Below are 23,244 nucleotides of genomic sequence, written 5' to 3'. Positions count from 1 at the left end.
TGCTTGTTTACTTGCGACGGAGGATTTTATTTAAACGATATTATATAAGGATCCCCGAACTCTTGCTTATGTTTAACGATGGGAATGGAATAGGGGTGAATGAAAGTATAAATATTATAAGTATAACGAATGCTATAAATTTCCTTTTATCGTCAAGTTCTGTTTCAGTGTCAAAAGGTTGCGGGTGACGCATACCGAAAATAAGAAGAATAATAACAAGTGCTAACCATCCTGGGTTATAAAAGATTGAGAATACCCCGAGTGCAATTAGAGTTGCGCCAAAGACCCATTTGCTCTTTTCACCGAATACCGCATAGACAATATGACCACCATCGAGCTGTCCAACAGGCAAAAGGTTCAGTGCCGTAACAAACAAACCTACCCACCCGGCATAACCAAATGGATGCAGGACAAGGTCAGAGCCTTCAGGTATGTTGCCTATTAACAATTGTTGAACAATCTTGAAGATTAAGGGGTCACCAAGTTTAAGGTATGATGCGTTGCCGGTCACTGATTGGATTGTGGATAGTTTAATACCTAAGATTATTAATGGTACTGACACGACAAAGCCTGACAGTGGCCCTGCTACCCCGATGTCAAAAAGAGCCTTTTTATTGATAAAAACACCTTTTATCTTTATTATTGCGCCAAATGTACCAAAGGGTGAGAGGGGAAAAGGTAAAAAATAAGGTAGGGTTGCCGGTATGCCATATTTCCTGCTCATAAAATAATGCCCCATTTCATGCGCAAGCAGTATAGATATGATTGACAAACTATATAACGGTCCTCCAACAATGTATGTAGATGCGATAGTGAGCAAAAAAAGCATTGCTTGGAGGATCACTTATGCACCTAATAAAGCATGTTCCAAACGTATGCGGTCTTGTTTGGTGCCGCTTTTTACTTTTGTATCGAAATACATCAGCATGTTAAAGAAAGATAACAGGTCTTTTCTTTTAAAACGTTGACTTGTTTTTGATAGTTTATATGCATAAAAAGGTTTCTGATAAGAGAGGTAAAGTTTCTTTTCAAGTGGTGTTATTTCAATGTCTTCTTTCCATTTATTAAATATTTTTGAAAAAGCAGGGTATTCTTGATTTGTTTTTAGGATTTCTTCCATATCCTTTACCTGAAGCATTAATCTTGTCTGCTTTACTAAAAAACCTTGAACCGCAAGTATATTCATCCCGCCAGATAGAAGTGTTTCTAATGCGTTCAACATTTCTTTTTTATCGGTCTGCGCTATAAAATCAAACAAATTTAACAAATTTTCTTCGTGTGTTTCGGTGACAATAGATTTAACATCTGCGGATTTTATCTCTTTATTGACGCCAACATAATTTACGAGCTTCATCAACTCTGGTTCAAGCACTGATTCATCTGCAACTCTCTCTCTGAAAAGTTTGAACCCTTTATCCGTCATTACTTTGTTATGTTTTTTAAGTAAAGCGAGGACTCTGTCCTTAATCCGCTTTTCCTTATCTTTTTTAATAATAATTGTTGTAGATTCAATCTGGTTTTGAGTGTTAGACACAGGAGTTGTTAAATATATGATGATGTGTATTTTTTCTTTTAGCAATACCAGATGTCCTTTTATCTCTTCCAGAACTTCTCTTTCAGGGTCCAAAAGTGTCAGAACTATATTTTTATCAAAAAAAAGTGCAGAAGATTGTTCTATCACTTTATCCTTTATATCTTTTTTTGTAACAACAACAATTTCAGGGTTATCTACAAGTTTTTCTGAAAAACCGCGTATATCTTCATATATATTTTCCTTTGTCCCAATAATTGTTGTGATGTTATTCATGTGGCTTAGGATACTATAATGTGTGGCATTTTTCAATTGACATAAATAGCCACATCTAATAAGATGCTCAGTATGAAAGATTTCTTCAAAGACATGTTTCTTGATTTGTATGAAAATTTTACGGAAATCTTCCTTAACATACTTGTTATGCTTTTTATTATGGTAGTAGGATTTTTTATAAGTTGGGTCATAAAAAAGCTTCTTTGCAAACTCCTGATCCTGTTTCGATTTGATAAATGGGCAAATGATGTTGGAATAGTTAATTTTTTGAAAAAAGGAGGAGTTAAAACACTCCCCTCATTAATACTGAGTAAGATTGTATTTTGGATATTTATAATTGCTTTTTTTTCTTTCGGCTTGAATTTTATAGGTATATCACAATTTACCGAATATGCTACAAGGGTTTCAAATGCTTTACCGCATATAGTAGTGTCTCTTTTTATTATTATTATGGGGATTATTTTCAGTAATTTTATCAGCAGGGTAATATTTATGACTTGTGAGAATGCAGATATAAAATATGGTGACCTGATAGCGAAAGGAACGAGAATATTCCTGGTTATTATTACATTTGGTATTGTATTTGAATACATAGGTGTAGGGAATACCATTATAACAATCAGTTTTCTCATAATATTTGGAGGAATTATTCTGGCCCTTTCTCTTGCGCTGGGCATTGGGTTAAGCAATGTTGTAGGGGATTTAATAAGGGAAAGAGTAAAATCAAAGGGAGATAAAAAAAAGGAATAGTTTAACTGCCCAGGAAAAACCTTCTAAACCAGTTCAAAGACAGACTGATTGCCTTTTCTCTGTGTGATAAATTTGAAAATATGTGATCAGCACCTTTAATAATTTCAATTTTTTTTGGTTTTTTCAGGCATTTGTATATTGATTTTCCTTCAGAGCAAGGAACGGTTTCATCTATCTCTCCATGTATTACTAATGCACAGGATACCTTAGCTGCTTCTAAAAGCAGATTATAGGTCAGGAAATCAGTATAAATAGATTCATTAAATTCAATTTCGGATATTCTGCCATCCTCTTTTTTTTCTAATCTATATGGTGTTGCCCATAGTGCAACACATTTTATTCTTTTATCTTTGGCTGCTTTTATAATGCATGCAGACCCGCCAAAACTGCTTCCCAGAATACCAATTTTATCCGCGTCAACAAGATTGTGATTGACAACATATTCTGTAATTGCATCCAGATTTCCAACCCTTTTGGTAAGAGTTGTTTCTTCTATATTGCCCCCGCTCTCTCCACAGCCATGATAATCAAATCTGCAGGATGCTATGCCTGCGTCATCCAGGTTTTTTGACATTGCAATATATTTCGAGCTTTCCTTTGAGCTGATAAGTCCGTGTGAAAGGATGACGCAAGGGTTTTTTTTGTCGCCATCAGGGACAGTCATAATGCCTGATATTTTATTATGAAAAACATCTAATTCAAAGTTTTCTGTCATATACCATTTCCTATAAGTTTGCCAAACAGGATTCAAGGCTTATCAGGTTTATCACATCTTCCCCGTTGTATTCAAGAAGAAGATCGAGTGCCTCACTGTTCCCGTCTCTTATGTAGCTTTCCCAAAGCTTAATAGCATGATAACCGTTTATCCCCTCAGTTTTTCTTACAATTCCAAACTTCTTCTCAAGCTCTTTGAGTCCGCCTTTGATTCCCAATCTTTTTTTTTCCTTAAAAAGATCGAGCGAGTGGTGGGTTGCTTTTAAATCAAGATGTAATTTTTTCTTTATGAAAGGAAGATCAAAACTATCGCCGTTGAATGTTACAATTGTTTTTGTTTGGTAAATTAATATTCCAACATTTTCTGTGGTTATGTTGTCTCCGTAAAGCTGTAAAAGCCCCTTTTGTTTGGTATAAATGCCTATTACGGATATATTTCCCCATCTGTCTGTTTCTATATCAAGATAAGCTTTCAAAATAAACTATGTCCTTAGAGTAACAATTCCTATTATGCCGGCGGAGAAAAAAATAATATTTGAAAACCATGCAGCAAAAATAGGTGGAAACGTTGAATATCCATATGATAACGAAATATTATGAAAGAGAAAGTATAGTACGCCAATGCATATACCCATAAATATCCCCATGGATACATTTTTTGTTTTAGTGTATCTTAAACCGACAGAGAATGCAGCAAACACCATTATAAGGTTAATAAACGGAAATGCAACTTTGCCATAAAGATCAACAAGATATCTCCGAACATCATGCCCGTCTGCTTTGAGCCTTTTTATATAATTTGAAAGTTCTCTGTAGCCCATTTCTTCAGGATTCTTTTCCATAACCTTGAATACCGAAGGTGGTTCTCTGATAAGATCTTTTAGAACTGTATATTTTTTTACTGATTTTATTCCTTCATCGTCAAATATTCTTTCTGCAACATCTGTAAAAAACCAGGAATCGTTTTTCCATATTCCTTCTTTTGCATCTATCCTTTTTTTGATAGTGTATGAATCAGATAGCTCAATCACCGTAAGCCCTTTTATAATATCCTTTTTTACATCAATAGAGTCTATGTTATTTATAACATTACCCCTCTTAAACCAGATACTTCCATTTTTGAAAAATACATATGGTTCTTCTTTCTTTATCTTGATTCTATATATATATTCCGATTTATTTAAAGCTGCAGGTATAATCCATTCAGAGAGGATAAATGAAAACATTATGAATACTATGGAAAGAAAAATAAGTGGTTTCATAACCAGAATCGTACTTATGCCAGACGTTCTGACGACAACCATTTCATTGTTCCTGATCATTAATATAAGCATTATTAATATCGAGATAAGAAAAGTTAACGGTAAAATAAGGTTGAAATAATAGGGTATTTTAAGAAATATATAAACAATGCTTAACACAAAGTTTTTTAAAGATGATGTAAAAACACCCATATGTTCAAAAAACTCAATAGTTATAAACATTACAAGTCCGGCAAGCTCAGTTATCAATAATATTTTTAAAACATTTGAGATTAAGTATTTATTTAACTTTTTCAAGATAGTGTCCCCAAAGATATTTTAGTTTTTCTGAAATACCTGCATTTTCTTCAGAATTCAAATGTTTTAAAAGATTTAAGCCTATAAAAATTATTAATATATTTGGTATGAAGGATGTAAGTAGTGCCGGCAAGTGTATTGATTTTCCGACATTTTCGGTAAAAGCCATCAGGATATAATAAAAAATGAATAATGCCAGACTATATATAATGCCTGAAACCTTTCCTTCTATCCTCCGTCTTACGCCCAGAGGTATTGTGAGAAATATAAAAGCTAATGATGAGAAAGGGATTGAGAATTTTTTATAGATTTCAAGAAGCAAATCGTATCTGTCCGAAGCGCTTGCACTTGCAAGAGACTGTCTTAACTCTTTTATATCCATTTCATATGGTCTTTTTCTTAAAGATACATTTCCAGGCAACATATTAGTAAGATTTATGGAAAATGAATAATTCTTAAAAGAAAGATTTCTATAAACATCGTTTATTTTTTCCCACCTGTGCAAACTTCCTTTTTCAAGCACAAAATAGAGATCAAGAGATGCCGGATCGTAATTTACATAACCCTTATCAGCTGATATCATTTGCTTGACATCCTTGTCTCTGTCATCAGACACAAGAATTCCTAAAAGTGATTTATTTTTTGTGTCAACTTTATCGATATATATAACTACGCCGGATATTGAATCATTGAATACTCCTTCCTTGTCGTCTACCGATACACCCTTTTTGACTACATTTATCAATGTATCCCTGAACAATTCGCCGCTTTTTGGAAGAAGCAGATTAGTGTTTATAAATCCCACGATTGTAATTATTATGCCCACGGCTGCAATTGGATAGAAGAGATATTTTAAGTCTATACCACTTGTTTTCAATATCAGTATTTCATTCTCTGCTGAAAGTCTTCCAAGCACAACTATAGTTGACAACAAAAAAGCCATAGGTAGGGTGAAAGTGAGAAAAGGCGGAGAAGAATATATAATCAATAAGATAATATCCTTTAAATCGACCCCTTTGTTTATGACAAGATCTGCTATCCTTCCCATTTTACTCATTATAAGTATGAAGGTGAGTATGCCGAGGGCCAAAAAAAGTATATACGCAAGCTCTTTAAATATGTAAATATAGAATTTATTTTGCAATTTTTCGATGAATTTCATTTTATAAAGTAACATCCGCATGTTTATCATGTCAATTACTGGGACACCCGCAAGCGGGTACCCGGTCGCCCCTCCACCGGCAAAGCCGTTGGAGGGGCGCCTTCTCGCTCACCGTGTGAGCTATTTATCTCACTGACGTTTATGTACATCTGGCTCACGTCGCCCCCTCCAAAACTAATAGTTTAAAGAGTTTAAAAAAGGTTTAAGAGGTTTGAACACTTCCAACCCCTTGAATGGTTTCCTTTGGAGACCTTCTATTAAGTACGTTTTTGTATAAGTTTAAAGTGTAACTGTTTTTTTTCTACATTGGCAAGTATCACTTTTACCTGTACTTTATCGCCTATGCGGTAAATCTTTTTAGTCCTTCTGCCAATGAGCCGAAACTTTTCTTCTTGAAACAGATAATAGTCATCATAGAGATCAGTGAGAAGCACCAATCCTTCGACAAATAAATCAAAGAGCTCAACGAAGAAACCAAAGGAAGTAATATGAGAGATTATGCCGTCATATGCTGCGCCTATTTTATCCTTCATGAATAAAATCCTTATCCTGTCTGTACCTTCTCGCTCCGATTCCATTGCAAGCCTTTCTCTTTCAGATAAGTGTCCTGCCATATTGTCAAGTTCTTGTTGGCTATAAATGGCCGGGCCCCCGTTTATAGCATTTTTCAGGGATCTGTGGCATATAAGATCAGGATACCTTCTGATCGGCGATGTAAAATGGAGGTAGCAATCAGATGCAAGGCCGAAGTGCCCTTTATTGGAAGACGCGTATCTTGCCTGTTTCATTGATTTCAGGAGAACTCTGTTAATAAGATATTCGTAATCCGAACCTTTAACCTGATTAAGAATGGACTGCAAACTCAGTCTGCTTTTCTGGTTTATGTTGTAATTGCCTGATAGTGTATGTAAAAGCCTTTCAACCTCGTACAGTTTCTCATGCTCAGGTGGCTCGTGTATTCTGTAGATGGCAGGAATATTGTTTTCTGATAGAAATTGTGCAACAGCCTCGTTTGCTGCAATCATGAATTCTTCAATAATTCTTTGAGAAAAGAGCCTTTCGCTTCTTAAAATGCTTTTAATTCCTCCTTCTATATCCAGAGTAACCTCTGATTCAGGCAAATCGAAATCGAGGCTGCCTCTTCTCTCCCTTTTTTCGGCCAATAACTTTGCAAGTTCTTTCATACATTCCAGTTCGGACAGTACATCTTTTACCTCTTTCCTTGCCCTTGGATCTTTGCTTACCAAAGCGGCTTCCACTTTATTATATGTAAGCCTCATCATACTTTTAATGATTGATTGATGAAAAGAACTCTGAAGTAAATCACCGTGGTTGTTATAATTAAGCCTGACAGTAAAAGCAAGCCTGTCCTCCTGAGGATTCAGGCTGCATATAATATTGGACAAAGTTTTTGGCAGCATGGGTATAACAGTTCTGGGAAAGTATATGCTGGTTCCTCTTTCGAAGGCCTCATTATCAAGGTTTGTACCCGGCAGAACATAGTAGGAAACATCTGCTATCGATACGTATAAAGTGTATCCTTTTTTTGATTTCTCCACACATACGGCGTCGTCAAAATCTTTTGCAAATTCTCCGTCTATGGTGAAATGTTTCAGGCTTCTGAGGTCAACCCTTTTTGGGTCTTGCTTAGATCCTATAAGTTGTTTTGCCTCTGCATCTGTATTTTTTCTAAATTTTAACGGAAGGTTGTGTTTATACCTGATAAACTGAGTTATTGCACTTATGTTGTTAAGTCCTTTAAAAACCTTTATTATGCTGCATTCCGGGCTTTTGCCCTCCTCCGGAAACCTTGTAATTCTGGCAGCTGCAAGGTCATTATTACAGATAGTTGCTTTGGCCGGTTTCTTCGAAATAATAAAATTATGCCGTATCCTTTCGTCATCAGGGATAATGCTTTGAATATTTTTGTCTATTCTGATAAACCCTGTTATGTTTTTGATGCGCCTTTCTGTAATTTTAATGACTTTCCCTTCTTTTTTACCATTTGTTGTGTGTTCAATCCTTGCAATAACCCTGTCTCCATGGAAGGCATTTTCCATAAATTTTGAGGGTATGAATATGTCATCCATGCCTTTTTCATTTTTCTTATCGGGCATCAGGAACCCGTTTCCGCTTCTTGTACAAAAAAGAGTCCCTGTCTGGAGGTTCATTTCATACGGTATACCGTATCTTTTATTTTTAAGCTTAATTATGGAGCCCTCTTTGAGCATGCTGTTCAAGGTGGCTTTTAATATTTTTCTATCCTTCCTGTCGGAATTAAGGCTTTTTTCGAGTTCGCCGAATCCCATTGGTTTTCTTTTCAGCTTAAAAACCTTCAGCAGAACATCTTTTGTTATTGGAAGATTGGAGAGTTTATTTTTCATATATTCCAAGGTAATACAATATCGATATTTACAATAACTCTATGTTTTGTGAATTATCATACCTTTCCGAATTTTCTCGATGAAAACCATTCGCTGTTGAAAATCATAGCATTAAAGTGGCGGAGAGGCAGGGATTTGAACCCTGGGTACGGTTTAACGCGTACACTCGCTTAGCAGGCGAGCACCTTCGGCCAACTCGGTCACCTCTCCATTTGACAAAGTATACTTGTTTGTCTTATAAAAATCAATCATTATGAAGATTGACAGGAAGCAATACAACCTTTTAAAAACCAGACACAATTTGTTAAAAACAATAAGGACTTATTTTTATAAAAATAAATATATTGAAGTTGAGACCCCAAACCTTATGAAGACTGTGCCACCAGATCCGTATATTGACCCGTTAAAAGTACATATTGACGGAAAGGCCCTCGGTTATCTCCATACATCTCCCGAAATGCATATGAAGAAACTTCTGCAATTCAGACACGAACGGATTTTTCAGATGTGTAAAGTATTTAGAGCTGAAGAATTTGAAGAAATCCATAGCGTCGAATTTACAATGCTTGAATGGTACAGAGAAGGAACATATATTCAGGCAATGGAAGAAGTAGAGGAGCTTATCCGGTTTGTTGCCGAAAGATTGTATAAAGGCGGGAAAGATAGTTTTAGAATACGCTTTAAAGTTTATGAACTTGAAGAGCTTTTCCTTGAAGTATCAGGCATAAATCCTTTTAAATTAAACAGGGATCAGTTTTTTCAAGCAATGAAATCAAAAGGCTTTACGGGTATTGATGAAAAAGATGATTGGAATGGACTATTTTTCAAACTTTTTATTCAGGAAGTTGAACCAAAAATCATTAAGAAATTTCCTTATTTTATTAAGAATTGGCCTTTGTCTATTTCTACTATGGCAAAAAAGAAAGATACCAGCAAAGTTGAGAGGTTTGAACTGTATATAAATGGAGTTGAAATAGCAAACGGTTATACGGAACTCCTTAATCCTGGAGAACAGCGGGACAGATTTATTATCGATAACAAAGAACGAGAAAGACTTGGTAAAAAAACATTTGAATCGGATGAAGAATTTTTAAAAGCATTGTCAAGGGTTGAAGGACCTTGTACCGGTGTTTCTATAGGTGTAGACAGACTTTTGATGGTGCTTCTTGATAAAGAGAAAATAGACGATGTTATGATCCAAAGATTTAAAGCGTAGTCTTGTAGAAAATTATTCCCATATATTCTTTAAGTGCAACGGCAATAGAGTCTAAATTACTTGCATTCGGCAGGTAGCTAAGCATATCGTATTTAGTCTTTGATACGATGTATCCTGTAGGACAAGGTATGGTCTCCTTAAAAAATTTATCAAAAAGCAGCATTGACCTCTTCATGTGAAAAGCATTTGTAATAAGAACTATTCTTTTGATGCCATGTTTTTCCGATAATGCTTTTACATACTTTGCATTCTCAAAAGTATCCTTGCTCTTTTCTTCCATGAAGATATCCTTTTCGTTGACCCCAAGAGATAAGAGCAACCTTTTTGCTATCTCCGCTTCCGGACGCCTTTCAAAGACCTTGCCGCCTGAAATAATTATCGGTTTTCTGTCAATTCTGTAAAGTCTGTAAGCGCAGATTAATCTTTGGAGTGCACTGCTACTTGGAGTTCCTTTTCCGTCTATGTCCGGTGCAAAATCAATTACCCCGCCTCCGAGCACTACGTATGCATTGCCTTCTTTAACTTCGGTTAATGCAGGAGGTTTGTATGCATCCTCTAACGGTATCATAAGCAGGTCTTTAGCAGGTTCTGTGCTGCCGAAATAAAGTAAGGCAGCAAGCAATATTGAACATATTCGTGATCGCTTTTTCAAAAAAACTGCGAATATAAGCAATAAAACGATGAAGCAACCGGGCGGAACAATGGCATATGTTATGATCTTTTTCAGGATAAATGTCATAGTTAAGATAATGTGATGAGTATGCTGCAACCTATCGCTGATATTTTAAGATCATCTCTCTGATCTTTGGTACAGCTGCTTTGGTTGCCCTCATCCCTTCCTCCATAAGCCTCTTTTTTTGCGTGAAATCAAATATTGAAACTCCTTTAGTTTCAGGTTCTATTAGAATGTCTGCGTAGTTCAACTTTGTTTTGTTGTTCTCATGCATCATGATGTTTATGGATTGAGCAATAATATCAACTACCGAGCCGATATCATAGTCTTTGATATCTTTTAGCAGGTTTACTGCAATTACGATATCCGCTCCCTTATCTCTCTTTGCAATGTCGCATGCAAGGTTATTTGATACTCCTCCGTCCACAAGCATTCTGTTCCCGAATGTTACAGGAGCAAAAATTCCGGGTATGGATGACGAAGCCCTGATTGCTTTTGCAAGAGAGCCTTTTTCGAGAATTATGGTTTCTCCTGTATTAAGGTCTGTCGCAATCGGGTAAAAGGGTATTTTTGTATCCTCAACTTTTTTAACTTTTACTGTTTGTTCTATGAAGGATTCGAGTTTTACTCCCTGGACCGGGCCAAGCTTCGAATATATTATTGAAAAATCGAGGATGTCGTTCTTATCAATTTTAAAAGCTGTCCATTCAAGCTGGAAACTGTCCGGGTTTGCGGCATACATACCGCCTATCAAACTCCCGGCACTTGTTCCTATTATCATATGGATAGGTATTTTTTCCTGTTCAAGGATCCTTATTACGCCAACATGGGCAAATCCTTTTGCTGAACCCCCTCCGAGTACGAGAGCTATTTTTGGTTCGGTGCTTTTAAACGCAGGGGGCGTAGTTGCGCATGAACATAAAATTACTGCAATTATTAAAATAATTGATTGAGTTATTAAGGATTTGTTAATATCCGGACCTCTGCCCGACATAGGGATTATGCAGCTTTTCTCTGCCTATTGTACTCTTTGGCGAATCACCGTAATTATGGCCTGGTGCAACTACTGTCTCATCAGGAAGAGTAAAAAGCTTGTTATGAACCGATGAAACGAGGTCCTGCCATGAGCTGCCCCCAAGGTCTGTCCTGCCGACGCCTTCGACAAAGAGAGTGTCTCCGGTGAACACGATGCCTTTATGGTATAGAGATATGCTGCCGGGAGAATGTCCAGGTGTATGAATAACCTGGAGGGAAGTCTCGCCGATTGTTATGTAGTCGCCATCCTTGACAGTGATATCTGCCGGCGGTGATGGTTCCGCATTGAACATGCTCATCATTTGGGGCGACTGGTTTGTCAGGCTGTGCGATTCTTTTTCATGGATGATGATTTTTGAATTTGTCAGATCTTTCATGCGTTTGTTCCCCATAATATGGTCAATATGGGAATGTGTGTTTACAATGTATTTTATCTGGTAACCCTTATTCACTGCTTCTTCAAAAAGTCTGTCTTCTTCGGCAGCAGGGTCAATGATAAGCGCCTCTTTCGTGATTTTACATCCTACAATATATGCAAAAACAGCCATCTGGCCGACCTGAATCTGTTTTACAAACATAAAGTCCTCCTTAATGTGGTTTATAATAATACTTTTTAGTGCTGTTTTTCAATTTATTTGATAGAATCAAATCATATGCATTTAATTTTATTTTGAATATTGAATTCTAATTTATACAATGGAGGAAAGATGAGGCCTGTTTATATTGAGGCAAGAGATCTGCCGGATGCATGGTTTCAATGTGTCTACAAAATTTTTGAAACAGATGGCATACATGAATATAAAATAGACAGAGGCTCCTTTGAGGGACAAAAAAGAAGGGAGTTTGATATTGTTATGGTTCATATAAAGTATCCGGGGACAAGACCTTTAATCCCTGATATACCATCGGAGCTTGGAATACCGGCACCTTCAAGCATGGAATATGTTGAAGAATACCTCCAATATCTTATGACTGACAAAAAAGCAGATAACGAATTATACACATATGGAGAAAGACTTACGAACCCGAAAGTGTATGTTGAAGGGAAAGAATATTCTCTTGGAGTAAACCCTGTTATGGAAGTCATTGATATATACAAAAAGGGAAAGTATGGTACAAATCAGGCTATTATGGAAGTCGGTATGCCGCAGGATATTATGCTTGAAGATCCGCCTTGTCTACGCCTGATCGATACACGCCTGATGGAAGGCAAGTTGCATTTTGTTCTGTATTTCCGCAGCTGGGATCTATGGGCTGGTTTTCCGTCAAACCTTGCTGCTATTCAACTTTTAAAAGAGTATATGTGCCAGGAGATCGGTGTTGAAGACGGCACAATCACAGCGATCAGCAAGGGCTTGCACTTGTATGAATATACCTTTGAGCTTGCATTGAAGAGACTGAGAAGGTGAATCAATGTTCAAAAGTGCGAATGCATGGATATCTTGTTGTACATTTCTTTAATATGTTCCTGGAGTTCTGTTATGTTTGAACCTTCGGTAACTGTGTTGGTTTCGTAGGCATTTGATGCGGTATTGAAGAGTGTTAGAAACAGGATATTTTCCGTTGTAGGTATTATCTCAATAACAACCTTTTTCTGATAAGAAATTGATATTCCAAAATATGATGATTCTATGAATATGTCTTTGCAATTATAAGCAGTAAAGTTCAAAAGTTCCTTAGTTAAATTCCTGAATGTTGCTGAAGGGAGTTTGTCTATATGTTTTTGTACATTTGGTTCAAGTAAAGACTTGTTTATTTCATTTTCAAGCAAATCCGACGTCTCTGAAATGCTTATATCCATTAATTTATCAAAATTGTACGTATAATCGGTTATTTGGGGGTAGGTATATACATCTTTTTCCCACAGTTTCTGAAAAACCTCAGCAGCTTCTTTCCATGTAAGCTCTCTTTCAGTATCAATGAAGACATTTCTTCGTAAAAATTTATCATAAAACGTTTCAATGCCCCTTCTTTCTACACGGCTGTCAACATAAATACTCCAAATCTGATTATGTCTATCCTTCATCTTCGGTTCTTCATTTTCGTCGGGTGCAATAAGGGGTTTGTATTGAAAATTCGGATTTAGTACGTCATATACATAAAGAAATAGCCTGTATATCCTTCCGTATAGAAACCGGTCGTCTTCCCATACCGTTATTTTAACGTCGAGATAATCCTTCTTTCTTTTGATTAAGGCTTTTTCATCCCAGGGAGAATTTGTGTTTTCTATATATATGTTTCTGATGAAATGTGCTATTTCTAAGGAATTTGTAATATAGCCTGCAATTTTATCTGCACTGTCCAATTAAAATTCGCCTTCTAAACCGTAAACCTCAAGAAGTAATGTTTTTGATTTCATCCACAACGAGCTTTGTTTTGTTGAAAAAGGTGTTGTTTCAAGTACTTCGGATAAATATTTTCTTGCTTTATCCAAATCACCCTTTTTTGTATATATATATCCCATATTATATGCAGTTGCGGTTTTTATACTGGAATATTTAGGTGTAAGCTGTTTCATCCTGTTTAATTTTATAAAGATATCTTCTTTTTCATTCTGATCTATTGCAGGGTCTTTGATTATTGCCTCATACTGTTTTTGAACAAAGTTCATAGTTTCAAGTGCTTCTTTTGTGTAATCATATACCTTGATAAATATTCTGAAAGAGTTTTCGCTGTCGCCCTTTTTAAGCAGTTCTTCTGCTTTTGCAAAAGATGCCTGAACAGTTGACCCTGTAATTACCGCAGCTTCTTTTTGAACAGGCTGTTTTTTAATTTTCTTTTCAGCTCCATATGATAGATTTGGAAAAATTATTGTGAGAGCAAAGAACAATATAAGAAAAAAAGCCATTACAAATTTTTCTTTTTTCATGATTTTTACCTTACTGTATATTTCAGTTTGTTCACGGATTTGAATTTTGGGGTTTTTCATGATGGAATTATTATCTCCTTTCCGATTTTCCGGTTTCTTCATTTTCCTGCCGGGCTTTTTGAAGTTATAAAATATACTTAATACTATCCGCTTTATTCTGACACTGGTTTTAACCGCTTTTACAATACTATCTTATCTGAAAAAGCATTCATTTTTTTCTGTTATGGATTTATTTTATAACTATAATTGCTTGCTGTATTGTTTTTAAGTTTGGCCTCATGCATCTCATTTTGACCGAACCATGAAAAATGATTAAAAAAGCTAATAAAATGGCGGTGCAGGGAATTGAACCCCGGACACTGCGGATATGAGCCGCATGCTCTAACCATCTGAGCTACACCGCCTTGTGCTTTTCTATATGATAATAATACCGATGTTGTCAATAATAAATTATAAAACAATACTAACCTGTATCAAATTAAAGAAAGTGTATTTTCTGCCAGCATAATGCAGTGCACGGGCTGGATAACACCTTTTGTCATTGACACAACAAAAACCTATCTGATAGCATAACAGCAATAAACCAAAATGGAGGTTAATATTGTCTGAATTCCATGAAGCGATTATTATCGGCGGCGGCCCGGCCGGACTTACGGCAGGCATATATCTTATGCGGGCAGGGATTGACACAGTCCTTCTTGAAAAAATGGTGCCGGGTGGAACCCCAGTGAATACAGAACGTGTCGAAAATTACCCGGGTTTCCCCGATGGCATATCCGGCAGGGATCTGATGAACAGATTTACGGAGCACGCCAGACAGTGCGGGCTTTTGATTAAGGAATTTTATGAAGTGGAAGATGTTTCCGTAGAAAAGGGGAGGTTTGTAGCCAGAACATCCGAAGAAATATACACTTCTGCAGGGATAGTCCTGGCAACAGGAACGGAACCGGCAAAGATGGATATACCCGGTGAAAAAGAGTTGCTTGGCAGGGGTATCTCGTATTGTGCCACCTGTGATGGCGCCTTCTTCAAGAATCTTGATGTAGCAGTTATCGGCGGCGGAGATGCAGCCATAGAAGAGGGATTATCACTGGCAAATATTGCACAAAAAGTCTATGTGATCCACAGAAGAGATACATTAAGAGCGCAGAAGATTCTCCAGGACAGGGCATTCAGAAATAGCAAAATAGAATTTTTGTGGAACAAAAGGCCTTTAGAGATAAAGGGAGACAATCAGGTCGAGCATATTGTTGTTGAGGATGTAAAGACAGGAGAACACTCAGAATTTAAAGTTGACGGGGTATTTGTTTATGTAGGTTCAATACCCAATACTTCCTTCCTTAAAGACCTTGTTGAAAGGGATGATGCAGGGTTTATACTGACTGACGAAAGCCTTTCTGCTAAGACGGAGGGCTTATATATCGCCGGTGATGTGAGAAAGAAAACCTTACGGCAAATTTCTACTGCTGTAGGAGATGGAGCCCTGGCTGCAGTTAACCTTGAAAGGTATATTCTTGAAAAACGGTAAACAGTCCATAATTCATAAAATATTACGTGATTTTCAATGGAATTATGGACAAAAGTATCAGGAAGAAAATCAGGAACGAACAGCAATAAGTCTCAAATGTAAGATATTTATTGTTCTTATATGTATATTTTTCCCCTTATTCTATTCCTTTGCAGGCGAGCATATAATATTCTATAACACCGGGGTGAAAGACCAGGAAGCATGGAGTCAGTTGAAGAAATACTTTGACAGTAAAGGCTATAATGTGAGTATCTATGACAAAGCAGAAACACTTGAAAAACATCTGGAGAATGCAAACAATATCAACAGAACAAAAAGTTCGCTGCTATTGGCGATGGATTTCCGAATTGGAGATAAGGACGATGTCTTTGTTGCTGTAACGGACTCAAAAAAGGGAAACGGCAAATTTCTTACAATTGAGGAAATACCCGCACAACATGTTGTTCGTTCTACGGAATTTGCAAAATGTGTCACATCTTCTTTTGGCAAAACAGTTAAGGAACTTCCATTGTTTCCACTTCTTGGCGTTGATATGCCCGGTGTTTTTTTGAGAATGGAGTGTACAAAGGGCAAGATGGGTGAAACGCTGAATAAGTTAAACGACTGTTTTCAGAAATATTTTACGAGAGGTATAAAAAATGAGAAGTAATGGAAGGGTAAATGACAAAATAAGGGAATTGAAGATAACAAAGAACTTTCTGAAATTTCCCGAAGGTTCTGTCCTTGTAGAGATGGGCGAGACAAAGGTAATATGCGGTGTGAGTGTTGAAGAGAAGGTACCTCCTTTTTTAAAAAATTCAGGTAAAGGATGGCTGACCGCTGAATATTCTATGCTGCCGAGAGCAACTAAATCCAGATCGATGAGAGAAGCAGTTTCTGGTAAGGTCGGAGGGCGTACCCATGAGATACAGAGGCTTATCGGAAGATCTCTCCGTGCAGTATTAAATCTTGATATAATGGGCGAGAGAACGCTTTGGATAGACTGTGATGTCATACAGGCTGACGGTGGGACAAGAACGGCAAGCATCACAGGAAGCTACGTGGCCCTGGTCGAGGCCTTATGGGCTATGAAGAAGAGAGGCTTGATTGAAAAGATACCGCTTAAAGATTCTGTTGCAGCAATCAGTGTAGGACTGGTAAATGGCGAAATCGCCCTTGATATGTCATATGAGGAGGATTCCAGAGCTGAAGTGGATATGAATTTTGTAATGACAGGAAAGGGGATGATCATAGAAGTGCAGGGCACAGCAGAGAAGACACCTTTTACAAAAGAACAATTTGATATGATGTACCAGCATGCATTAAGAGGAATTAACGAAATTACGAGGCAGCAGAAAATAGCTCTTGGACCTCTTTTCCCGTTGATATAAACCTTAAATTATTAGAAATAAAAGGGGAGACAGTTTCCAGTCGGCAACAGGCAATAAATCATATTTCAAACATGGCTGGAAATTGCCTGTTAAAGTTAATATGAAAAATGTTGTCATTGCAACGGCAAACCCTGGTAAGTTTGAAGAGATAAGGGCTATCCTGATTGGTGAATTTGGTAATTTTTACTCTTTAAAGGATTTTAAAGATCCTATTGAGGTAAAGGAAGACAGTCCTTTATATCTTGAGAATGTTTTGAAAAAAGCCCGGAAGATCGGTGACAGGTTTAATATGAATACAATTGCCGATGATTCCGGTATAGAGGTGTTTGCCCTCAATGGAAGACCGGGTGTATTTTCTTCACGGTACGGTAAGGATGATGAAGACAGGATCAATAAAATGCTTATTGAACTCGAAGGAGTTCCCTGGGAAAAAAGGGGCGCTGTTTTTAAGGCATACATAGCCCTGTATATGCCTGAAAAGCAATGGAGCTATGTATTTTATGGTTCCTTGAGAGGATACATCGGGCTGACAAGGAGAGGAAAAGGCGGATTTGGTTATGATCCTGTTTTCTATGTGCCCGAGGCTGATAAATATGCGGCAGAATTGACCATGGAAGAAAAAAACAGGTTAAGTCACCGGGGTAAAGCCCTCTGTGCGCTGAAAGAATTTTTGAATTCGGATTTTTTCAGAAACCCAACGGCTGTTACGTAATAATAAAAATTTGGTGGTCCCACGGAGTTTCGAACTCCGGTTTCCGGCGTGAGAGGCCAGCGTCCTAGGCCACTAGACGATGGGACCGTTAAGTGATGAATCATATCAGAAAAAATATACATTTTCCATATAAAAAGTGGCTGTCAAATAATCTCTCAATCTTTGGACGAAGGAAGTTTTACTTCTGTTTTCAAGGCTTAAGCCTCCCGGTCGTCCCCCTCCTGCGATGCGGGCTGGTTCATGCACGCGTTCGGGGAACATTATTTGATCATACCCGCCCCGCTTTGAAAGCATAAAGCATTTTATTTTTATGGGCAACCTGACGATATATAGTGTAAGATTATTGGCAAGATTATTGTATAAGCAGTTTGTCAGGATAGAGCAGTTTGTCCGGACAATTAGAACAGCAAGGGTAAAATACTATGAATGTATCTCATAAAAATAACCATAACCTGCCGTCCGGAGATGAAAAGAAAACCTTACAGGGATTTCTTAAGGAAAACGAAAAGACTTCGAATCTTTTTACGGAAGGCGACAATAAAAAACCTGTTACGGTTATTGTTTTATGCGACAGCTTAACACCTGTCGATGAAAATATACTCAAAGAAACTCCCCACATTGTTCTCCCCATGGAAGACGATCTCCTCAGGAAGATCAGTGAACTCCATGAAGAGAATATTAAACTGCGTTCCCTCGCACTGTTGGATGATCTTACCGGTCTTTTTAACAGCAGATTTTTCCGTATGCAGATGGAAGTTGAAATGGCAAGAACAAAACGTACAGGTCATTCCTGTACCCTTATGATGATCGATCTTGATAATTTTAAACTTCTCAACGATACTCTGGGGCATCTTGAAGGGGACAGGTTCCTCACGGAATTCGGTAAAATCATGCATGCAAGCGCCAGGACAACAGATTTGATATACCGTTACGGAGGGGATGAGTTTGCCGTTATCATGCCGGCTACAGCGGCTTCCGCTGCCGTTGTAATAGGCCAACGGTTTAACAATGCATTATCAAAGATGCTGCAGAAGACTGACCCTGCGATCTCTTTGAGCATCGGCATCTCAGAGTATAATACCTTCTCTTCCTATGACATAAATGATTTTATTCATGCCGCAGACCTTGCAATGTATAAGGCAAAAAAAGAGGGGAAGAACCGGATCTGTGTTGATGAAAAAATAGAAAAATCCATTTCTCAGGATAATGAATTAAGTCTCGATGAGAAAGAAGCCCTGTTAATACGCTATGATGAATAAAGTAACTCCCCGGAGGGAAATCAGTGTCCGATAAAAGTCCTGTAATCATATCCATATCGAGCGGAAAAGGCGGGGTGGGAAAGACATGCATTACCATAAACCTTGCTGCATCATTAGTAGAAAAGGGCAAAAAGGTTCTGGTTATAGACTGTGATCTGGGTCTGGCAAATATCGATATTATGCTCGGGATAAATCCGAAAAGTAATCTAAAGGACATCATTTTTAAAGATGCCGATGCTCAGGATGTATTAATACGGACAAAAGCAGGGTTTGATTTTATCCCGGCAAGTTCCGGCGCAAGGGAAATGGTCAATCTGCTCCATGAAGATATTGAAAAACTGAAGAATCTAATAGCGCGTATTTCCCAGGGATACGATTATGTTTTTCTTGATATCGGCGCCGGCGTTTCCGACACGGTGCTCCACTTCAATCTTATTGCATCCCGTAACTTTGTTGTTGTGAGCAGGGATCTTACAAGCATTACCGATGCATATGCCATGATGAAAATAATTCATCAGATGTTCGGGAAAGAGACTTTCGAAATTATTGTAAATTCCGTCCGTGATGATGCTGAGGGACTTAAGGTCTTTAATCATATCGATTCCATATGTCGGAAATTTCTTAACCTTTCTTTGTATCACCTTGGCAGTATACCCTATGATGAGGTTGTCTCCCGGTCAATTATGAAACAAACAGCACTCGTTCAACTTTTCCCTAAATCATTGGCTGCCATCAAAATAAACCAGATTGTCGAAAACATGTCCCAATAATCGATTACCCCCTGAAATGCGCGCTGCGCGGTTTCTGCCTTAAATATACCACTTCTTCACGAAATGCACACTGCGTGGCTTTTTCCTGAGATGCAAAGCTTCTTCCTGAAATCAACACAGACAGCCTTTTAGGTTTGATGGCAACTTTCAAATGGGAATCCTCAACTTCAAAGATAATTTTATTTCCATTTTCAAGGGATCAATATATTTTGGTATGCATAGCAGCTTGCAATCAATAGTTTCCCTTGTAAAATATTTAAAATTGCAGGAAAATATGGGAAAAGAGTGAGGCATAGGGGTTAAATATTTGTGAAGGATTGCTATGGGCGGCTGAAAAACATAGTAGGAAAAGAGATTGAGTCTTTCGCAGTCGTTCAGATGGTGGAAGAATATCGACGATACTGGCGTCCCCCGAAACAAGTCAAGCTTATTCTTCTTGCAGAATCTCACAGATATACTACTGATATTGATTTTCAATGTAGGCTTGATCTGTCAAGGTTTGACCTCTCTTCATACCCTAACAACTTTGTCCAATTCGTATATTGCCTTGGATACGGAGAAAAGGAGCTCCTTGTCAATACTCCTACGTTAAACCCCGGCACCAAAGATTATTGGAAGATATTTTATTCCTGTCTTAATGATATAACTTCCCACGGAGATTTTTTCCCAGTTCAAAAAACCAAGACAAGAAATTTCTTACAACGGATGAACAACAAGATTGGCCTCCTGAAGAAGATGCAACAAGAAGGAATATGGCTTGTAGACGCAAGTATTATTGGAATAGATGATAAATATAAACCTATACAAGATATTTATACGAAGATTATAGAGTGCTGCTGGAACTATTATATAGGTGAGGTAATTGCCCAGTCTCACCCTGCCCATATTGTGATTATTGGCAGTATGGTAAAGGATGTACTCCTCTCAAAAGTACACCAGTTAGTCGGGGATAGATACTCAACAATTCCACAACCAGCGGCTTTCTTGAATGCACAGCAGAGAATTAATATGTTGAGAGAATGCCGAGCAGCGTTCCTTTCTGTGGGCAACAGAGTTGTTTAAAATCACTATACCCCCCATATTATTTATATCTGACCGCACACCAATGAATGTTTACTTCTTGTGAACTAAGTTTCTTCCTAAATTTGATACTTTGTCGTTTTTGTTGAAGTATAACCTTGCTTCCTGAAATGTTGTTTTTGTTATATTCTTTTAATCTAGAATGTTACAAGTGGTATTAAGTAATTTATTTTCCCTTGCAAATAATTTAAGATTACAGGAGAATTAAGAAGAGGATCATGGAGATCAAAAATAAATATTATATTGCAGGAACTGGCTTCCTTTGGCGCGCAAGCTTAATAATTATATTTTTACTGCTGATGGTTACAAGTTATGCCCTTGCTGAAATAAAGACCTTTGTAAAAGACTATGTCTATCAGGCAGGTGATGAAGACAGCAAAAACTCAAGCAGAACCATCGCCCTCAGAGAGGTTAAAAGACTTCTCCTCGAAGAACTGGGAACATACCTTGAAAGCATAACAGAAGTACAGAACTTCCATCTTACCAAAGACCAAATTACGACACTGACAGCAGGTATCGTGAGGACTGAAATAGTTGATGAAAAATGGGACGGCAAAGTTTACTGGCTTAAGGCAAAGATATCAGCAGACCCTGCATCAGTCATTCAGTCAATTGACAAACTCCGTCAAGACAGAGAAAAGACAAAAGAATTAGAAGATACACGGAAAAGAGCAGATGCACTACTTAGAGAAAACGAGCGGTTGAAAGTAGAGCTTAAAACAGCACAAGGTGCAGTAAAAAAAAGGAAGCAGAAAGAATATGCCAAGGGAATAAAGGAGCTATCAGCAATAGAATGGTTAGAAAAGGGAAAAGCATTTGAACAATCCGGGAATTACAATGAGGCAATAAACGCTTATGGTAGAGCAATAGAACTAAATCCTAAATATGCAGAGGCTTATATCAATCGCGGGTTTGTTTATGATGAACTTCGCAACTACCAACAGGCAATTACGGATTACAGCAAGGCAATAAAACTGAATCCCAAGTATGCAGCAGCCTATACCGTTCGTGGGATTACTTATTGGAGCCTTGGCAATTACCAGCAGGCAATCAGGGATTACAGCAAGGTAATCGAAATAGGCCCTAAAGATTTAATTGTAATTGCTTATTACGAACGTGGGATTACTTATTGGAGCCTTGGCAACTACCAGCAGGCAATCAGGGATTATGATAAAGCCATAGAACTGAATCCTCAGAAAGAAGCGGTGTACTTCCTCAGAGGGACTGCTTATTATGACCTTGGCAACTACCAGCAGGCAATCAGGGATTGCGACAAGGCAATAGAAATAAACCCTGAATATGCAAGGGCTTATTCCAAGCGTGGGCATGCTTATGATAAACTTGGCAACTACCAGCAGGCAATCAAAAATTATGACAAAGCAGTGGAAATAAACCCTAAAGATGGATTTTATTATCATGGTCGTGGGCGTGCTTATGATAAACTTGGCAACTACCAGCAGGCAATCAAAGATTACGATAAGGCAATAGAAATAGACCCTAAAGATGCATCTGCTTATTACAGTCGTGGGAATGCTTATGATAAACTTCGCAACCACCAGCAGGCGCTAAAGGATTACGACAAGGCAATAGAAATAAACCCTAAAGATGTATCTGCTTATTACAGTCGTGGGATTGCTTATTATGACCTTGGCAACTACCAGCAGGCAATCAAAGATTATGACAAAGCAGTGGAAATAGACCCTAAAGATGGATTTTATTATTACAATCGTGGGATTGCTTATAATAAACTTGGCAAACACCAGCAGGCAATCAGGGATTACAATAGGGCAATAGAACTAAACCCTAAAGATGAATTGTATTATTACAGTCGTGGGATTGCCTACTATGAGCTTGGCAACTACCAGCAGGCAATTAGTGATTACAGCAAGGCAATAGAAATCGACCCTAAATATGCAATGGCATACAACTTTAGAGGGATTGCTTATGGTAATCTTGGCAAACACCAGCAGGCAATCAGGGATTACGATAGGGCAATAGAACTAAACCCTAAAGATGCATATTCTTATCACAGTCGTGGGCTTGCTTATCATGAACTTGGCAACTACCAGCTCGCGATTGAAAATTATAAGATTGCAGCACGATTAGGCGATGAAGAAATGCAGGACTTTCTCGGAAAAGGGGGGATTAATTGGTAAGCAAAAACGTATGTTTCTGGGGGAGTGGCACACTTGTACAGATTTCATAAATCAACTTGAATTGTAGGTGCTATACGTAACAAAGTCTGCTTTGCCTTATTATTTTGGTTAGTTACACATCATTTCACATTATCCCTAATCCATGCTTTCGTGTCAACAATAATTTCATCAATTAACGGTTCCAATTCTGAAGACTTCAT

Annotated in this window: 23 protein-coding genes and 3 tRNA genes; 11 read left to right on the top strand and 15 right to left on the bottom strand. The window is 37.7% G+C overall.

What is annotated here, in order from left to right; all coding sequences use genetic code 11:
- Nucleotides 1-40: 40 nt before the first annotated feature.
- Both NT010_12825 and NT010_12820 read right to left on the bottom strand, forming a co-directional pair.
- Nucleotides 41-724 carry a site-2 protease family protein gene (locus NT010_12825; GenBank protein ID MCX5806922.1) on the bottom strand — a complete coding sequence of 228 codons (684 nt, stop codon included), beginning with the start codon at nucleotides 722-724 and terminating at the stop codon, nucleotides 41-43.
- A 120-nt stretch (nucleotides 725-844) separates the two neighbouring features.
- Entirely contained in the window at nucleotides 845-1,843 is a 999-nt protein-coding gene (locus NT010_12820) for a hypothetical protein (GenBank protein ID MCX5806921.1), read from the bottom strand.
- A gap of 36 nt (nucleotides 1,844-1,879) precedes the next feature.
- Here NT010_12820 and NT010_12815 point away from each other — a divergent pair, with 36 nt between their 5' ends.
- Nucleotides 1,880-2,557, top strand: coding sequence for a hypothetical protein (locus NT010_12815; protein ID MCX5806920.1), 678 nt, complete (start codon nucleotides 1,880-1,882; stop codon nucleotides 2,555-2,557).
- Between the two features lies 1 nt (nucleotide 2,558).
- On the opposite strand, the gene NT010_12810 is transcribed toward NT010_12815, so the two are convergent.
- The 6 genes from NT010_12810 to NT010_12785 form a co-directional block, all read right to left on the bottom strand.
- A complete protein-coding gene (locus NT010_12810; protein MCX5806919.1) occupies nucleotides 2,559-3,272 on the bottom strand; it encodes an alpha/beta fold hydrolase in 714 nt (237 codons plus the stop codon).
- 10 nt (nucleotides 3,273-3,282) lie between these two features.
- Nucleotides 3,283-3,747 carry a ribonuclease H-like domain-containing protein gene (locus NT010_12805; protein MCX5806918.1) on the bottom strand — a complete coding sequence of 155 codons (465 nt, stop codon included), beginning with the start codon at nucleotides 3,745-3,747 and terminating at the stop codon, nucleotides 3,283-3,285.
- A gap of 6 nt (nucleotides 3,748-3,753) precedes the next feature.
- Complete coding sequence (locus tag NT010_12800) at nucleotides 3,754-4,830, bottom strand: LptF/LptG family permease (GenBank protein ID MCX5806917.1); 1,077 nt, start codon at nucleotides 4,828-4,830, stop codon at nucleotides 3,754-3,756.
- The gene (locus NT010_12795) at nucleotides 4,814-5,992 is read right to left on the bottom strand and encodes an LptF/LptG family permease (protein ID MCX5806916.1); all 1,179 of its coding nucleotides are present in this window, start codon (nucleotides 5,990-5,992) and stop codon (nucleotides 4,814-4,816) included. The genes NT010_12800 and NT010_12795 overlap by 17 nt, the downstream gene beginning before the upstream one ends.
- A gap of 257 nt (nucleotides 5,993-6,249) precedes the next feature.
- Nucleotides 6,250-8,376 carry a ribonuclease R gene (gene rnr, locus NT010_12790; GenBank protein ID MCX5806915.1) on the bottom strand — a complete coding sequence of 709 codons (2,127 nt, stop codon included), beginning with the start codon at nucleotides 8,374-8,376 and terminating at the stop codon, nucleotides 6,250-6,252.
- A gap of 117 nt (nucleotides 8,377-8,493) precedes the next feature.
- Nucleotides 8,494-8,586: transfer RNA gene (locus tag NT010_12785), tRNA-Ser, on the bottom strand.
- 43 nt (nucleotides 8,587-8,629) lie between these two features.
- Between NT010_12785 and epmA the strand changes: the two genes are divergently transcribed.
- Nucleotides 8,630-9,592 (top strand): EF-P lysine aminoacylase EpmA, encoded by a 963-nt coding sequence (epmA, locus tag NT010_12780; GenBank protein MCX5806914.1) that lies wholly within the window; start codon nucleotides 8,630-8,632, stop codon nucleotides 9,590-9,592.
- Here epmA and NT010_12775 read toward each other — a convergent pair.
- The 3 genes from NT010_12775 to NT010_12765 all read right to left on the bottom strand — a co-directional run bounded on the left by NT010_12775 (nucleotide 9,582) and on the right by NT010_12765 (nucleotide 11,878).
- Nucleotides 9,582-10,244 (bottom strand): YdcF family protein, encoded by a 663-nt coding sequence (locus tag NT010_12775; protein ID MCX5806913.1) that lies wholly within the window; start codon nucleotides 10,242-10,244, stop codon nucleotides 9,582-9,584. The genes epmA and NT010_12775 overlap by 11 nt on opposite strands.
- A gap of 118 nt (nucleotides 10,245-10,362) precedes the next feature.
- On the bottom strand, nucleotides 10,363-11,259 hold the full coding sequence (locus NT010_12770) for a patatin-like phospholipase family protein (GenBank protein ID MCX5806912.1): 897 nt from the start codon (nucleotides 11,257-11,259) through the stop codon (nucleotides 10,363-10,365).
- Nucleotides 11,234-11,878, bottom strand: coding sequence for an MBL fold metallo-hydrolase (locus tag NT010_12765; protein MCX5806911.1), 645 nt, complete (start codon nucleotides 11,876-11,878; stop codon nucleotides 11,234-11,236). The genes NT010_12770 and NT010_12765 overlap by 26 nt, the downstream gene beginning before the upstream one ends.
- 129 nt (nucleotides 11,879-12,007) lie before the next feature.
- On the opposite strand from NT010_12765, the gene NT010_12760 reads away from it, so the two are divergent.
- On the top strand, nucleotides 12,008-12,709 hold the full coding sequence (locus tag NT010_12760; GenBank protein MCX5806910.1) for a thymidylate synthase: 702 nt from the start codon (nucleotides 12,008-12,010) through the stop codon (nucleotides 12,707-12,709).
- Nucleotides 12,710-12,717: 8 nt separating this feature from the next.
- Here the strand turns inward: NT010_12760 and NT010_12755 are convergent, their stop codons facing one another.
- The 3 genes from NT010_12755 to NT010_12745 form a co-directional block, all read right to left on the bottom strand.
- On the bottom strand, nucleotides 12,718-13,605 hold the full coding sequence (locus tag NT010_12755) for a hypothetical protein (GenBank protein MCX5806909.1): 888 nt from the start codon (nucleotides 13,603-13,605) through the stop codon (nucleotides 12,718-12,720).
- A complete protein-coding gene (locus NT010_12750) occupies nucleotides 13,606-14,271 on the bottom strand; it encodes a tetratricopeptide repeat protein (GenBank protein ID MCX5806908.1) in 666 nt (221 codons plus the stop codon). It lies immediately after the preceding gene.
- 228 nt (nucleotides 14,272-14,499) lie between these two features.
- Nucleotides 14,500-14,573 (bottom strand) — tRNA-Met (locus NT010_12745).
- Nucleotides 14,574-14,767: 194 nt separating this feature from the next.
- Here NT010_12745 and trxB point away from each other — a divergent pair.
- The 4 genes from trxB to rdgB all read left to right on the top strand — a co-directional run bounded on the left by trxB (nucleotide 14,768) and on the right by rdgB (nucleotide 17,779).
- Nucleotides 14,768-15,697, top strand: coding sequence for a thioredoxin-disulfide reductase (gene trxB, locus NT010_12740; protein ID MCX5806907.1), 930 nt, complete (start codon nucleotides 14,768-14,770; stop codon nucleotides 15,695-15,697).
- On the top strand, nucleotides 15,684-16,346 hold the full coding sequence (locus tag NT010_12735; GenBank protein ID MCX5806906.1) for a hypothetical protein: 663 nt from the start codon (nucleotides 15,684-15,686) through the stop codon (nucleotides 16,344-16,346). Before trxB ends, NT010_12735 begins: the two co-directional genes overlap by 14 nt.
- Nucleotides 16,336-17,067: a ribonuclease PH gene (rph, locus tag NT010_12730; protein ID MCX5806905.1), complete on the top strand. Its 732-nt coding sequence runs from the start codon at nucleotides 16,336-16,338 to the stop codon at nucleotides 17,065-17,067. The genes NT010_12735 and rph overlap by 11 nt, the downstream gene beginning before the upstream one ends.
- A 100-nt stretch (nucleotides 17,068-17,167) precedes the next feature.
- Complete coding sequence (gene rdgB, locus NT010_12725) at nucleotides 17,168-17,779, top strand: RdgB/HAM1 family non-canonical purine NTP pyrophosphatase (protein MCX5806904.1); 612 nt, start codon at nucleotides 17,168-17,170, stop codon at nucleotides 17,777-17,779.
- A gap of 11 nt (nucleotides 17,780-17,790) precedes the next feature.
- Here rdgB and NT010_12720 read toward each other — a convergent pair.
- Nucleotides 17,791-17,866, bottom strand: a tRNA-Glu gene (locus tag NT010_12720).
- A 335-nt stretch (nucleotides 17,867-18,201) separates the two neighbouring features.
- Here NT010_12720 and NT010_12715 point away from each other — a divergent pair.
- The 4 genes from NT010_12715 (at nucleotide 18,202) to NT010_12700 (ending at nucleotide 23,044) form a co-directional block, all read left to right on the top strand.
- The gene (locus tag NT010_12715; GenBank protein ID MCX5806903.1) at nucleotides 18,202-19,038 is read left to right on the top strand and encodes a GGDEF domain-containing protein; all 837 of its coding nucleotides are present in this window, start codon (nucleotides 18,202-18,204) and stop codon (nucleotides 19,036-19,038) included.
- A 23-nt stretch (nucleotides 19,039-19,061) separates the two neighbouring features.
- Complete coding sequence (locus NT010_12710; protein ID MCX5806902.1) at nucleotides 19,062-19,808, top strand: MinD/ParA family protein; 747 nt, start codon at nucleotides 19,062-19,064, stop codon at nucleotides 19,806-19,808.
- Between the two features lie 309 nt (nucleotides 19,809-20,117).
- Nucleotides 20,118-20,870: a hypothetical protein gene (locus NT010_12705; protein MCX5806901.1), complete on the top strand. Its 753-nt coding sequence runs from the start codon at nucleotides 20,118-20,120 to the stop codon at nucleotides 20,868-20,870.
- Between the two features lie 236 nt (nucleotides 20,871-21,106).
- On the top strand, nucleotides 21,107-23,044 hold the full coding sequence (locus tag NT010_12700; GenBank protein ID MCX5806900.1) for a tetratricopeptide repeat protein: 1,938 nt from the start codon (nucleotides 21,107-21,109) through the stop codon (nucleotides 23,042-23,044).
- Nucleotides 23,045-23,244 lie beyond the last annotated feature (200 nt).

The organism is Pseudomonadota bacterium (genome assembly GCA_026388275.1).
Classification (GTDB): Bacteria; Desulfobacterota; Syntrophorhabdia; order Syntrophorhabdales; family Syntrophorhabdaceae; genus JAPLKB01.
This window is presented reverse-complemented; position numbering and strand designations above follow the sequence as displayed.

Bases quoted from the DNA above. Each gene is read 5' to 3' on its own strand.
- NT010_12825 (MCX5806922.1), bottom strand. From the start codon at position 724: ATGAGCAGGAAATATGGCATACCGGCAACCCTACCTTATTTTTTACCT.
- NT010_12815 (MCX5806920.1), top strand. From the start codon at position 1,880: ATGAAAGATTTCTTCAAAGACATGTTTCTTGATTTGTATGAAAATTTT.
- NT010_12810 (MCX5806919.1), bottom strand. From the start codon at position 3,272: ATGACAGAAAACTTTGAATTAGATGTTTTTCATAATAAAATATCAGGC.
- NT010_12795 (MCX5806916.1), bottom strand. From the start codon at position 5,992: ATGAAATTCATCGAAAAATTGCAAAATAAATTCTATATTTACATATTT.
- rnr (MCX5806915.1), bottom strand. From the start codon at position 8,376: ATGAAAAATAAACTCTCCAATCTTCCAATAACAAAAGATGTTCTGCTG.
- epmA (MCX5806914.1), top strand. From the start codon at position 8,630: ATGAAGATTGACAGGAAGCAATACAACCTTTTAAAAACCAGACACAAT.
- NT010_12770 (MCX5806912.1), bottom strand. From the start codon at position 11,259: ATGTCGGGCAGAGGTCCGGATATTAACAAATCCTTAATAACTCAATCA.
- NT010_12765 (MCX5806911.1), bottom strand. From the start codon at position 11,878: ATGTTTGTAAAACAGATTCAGGTCGGCCAGATGGCTGTTTTTGCATAT.
- NT010_12760 (MCX5806910.1), top strand. From the start codon at position 12,008: ATGAGGCCTGTTTATATTGAGGCAAGAGATCTGCCGGATGCATGGTTT.
- NT010_12750 (MCX5806908.1), bottom strand. From the start codon at position 14,271: ATGAAGAAACCGGAAAATCGGAAAGGAGATAATAATTCCATCATGAAA.
- rph (MCX5806905.1), top strand. From the start codon at position 16,336: ATGAGAAGTAATGGAAGGGTAAATGACAAAATAAGGGAATTGAAGATA.
- rdgB (MCX5806904.1), top strand. From the start codon at position 17,168: ATGAAAAATGTTGTCATTGCAACGGCAAACCCTGGTAAGTTTGAAGAG.
- NT010_12715 (MCX5806903.1), top strand. From the start codon at position 18,202: ATGAATGTATCTCATAAAAATAACCATAACCTGCCGTCCGGAGATGAA.
- NT010_12700 (MCX5806900.1), top strand. From the start codon at position 21,107: ATGGAGATCAAAAATAAATATTATATTGCAGGAACTGGCTTCCTTTGG.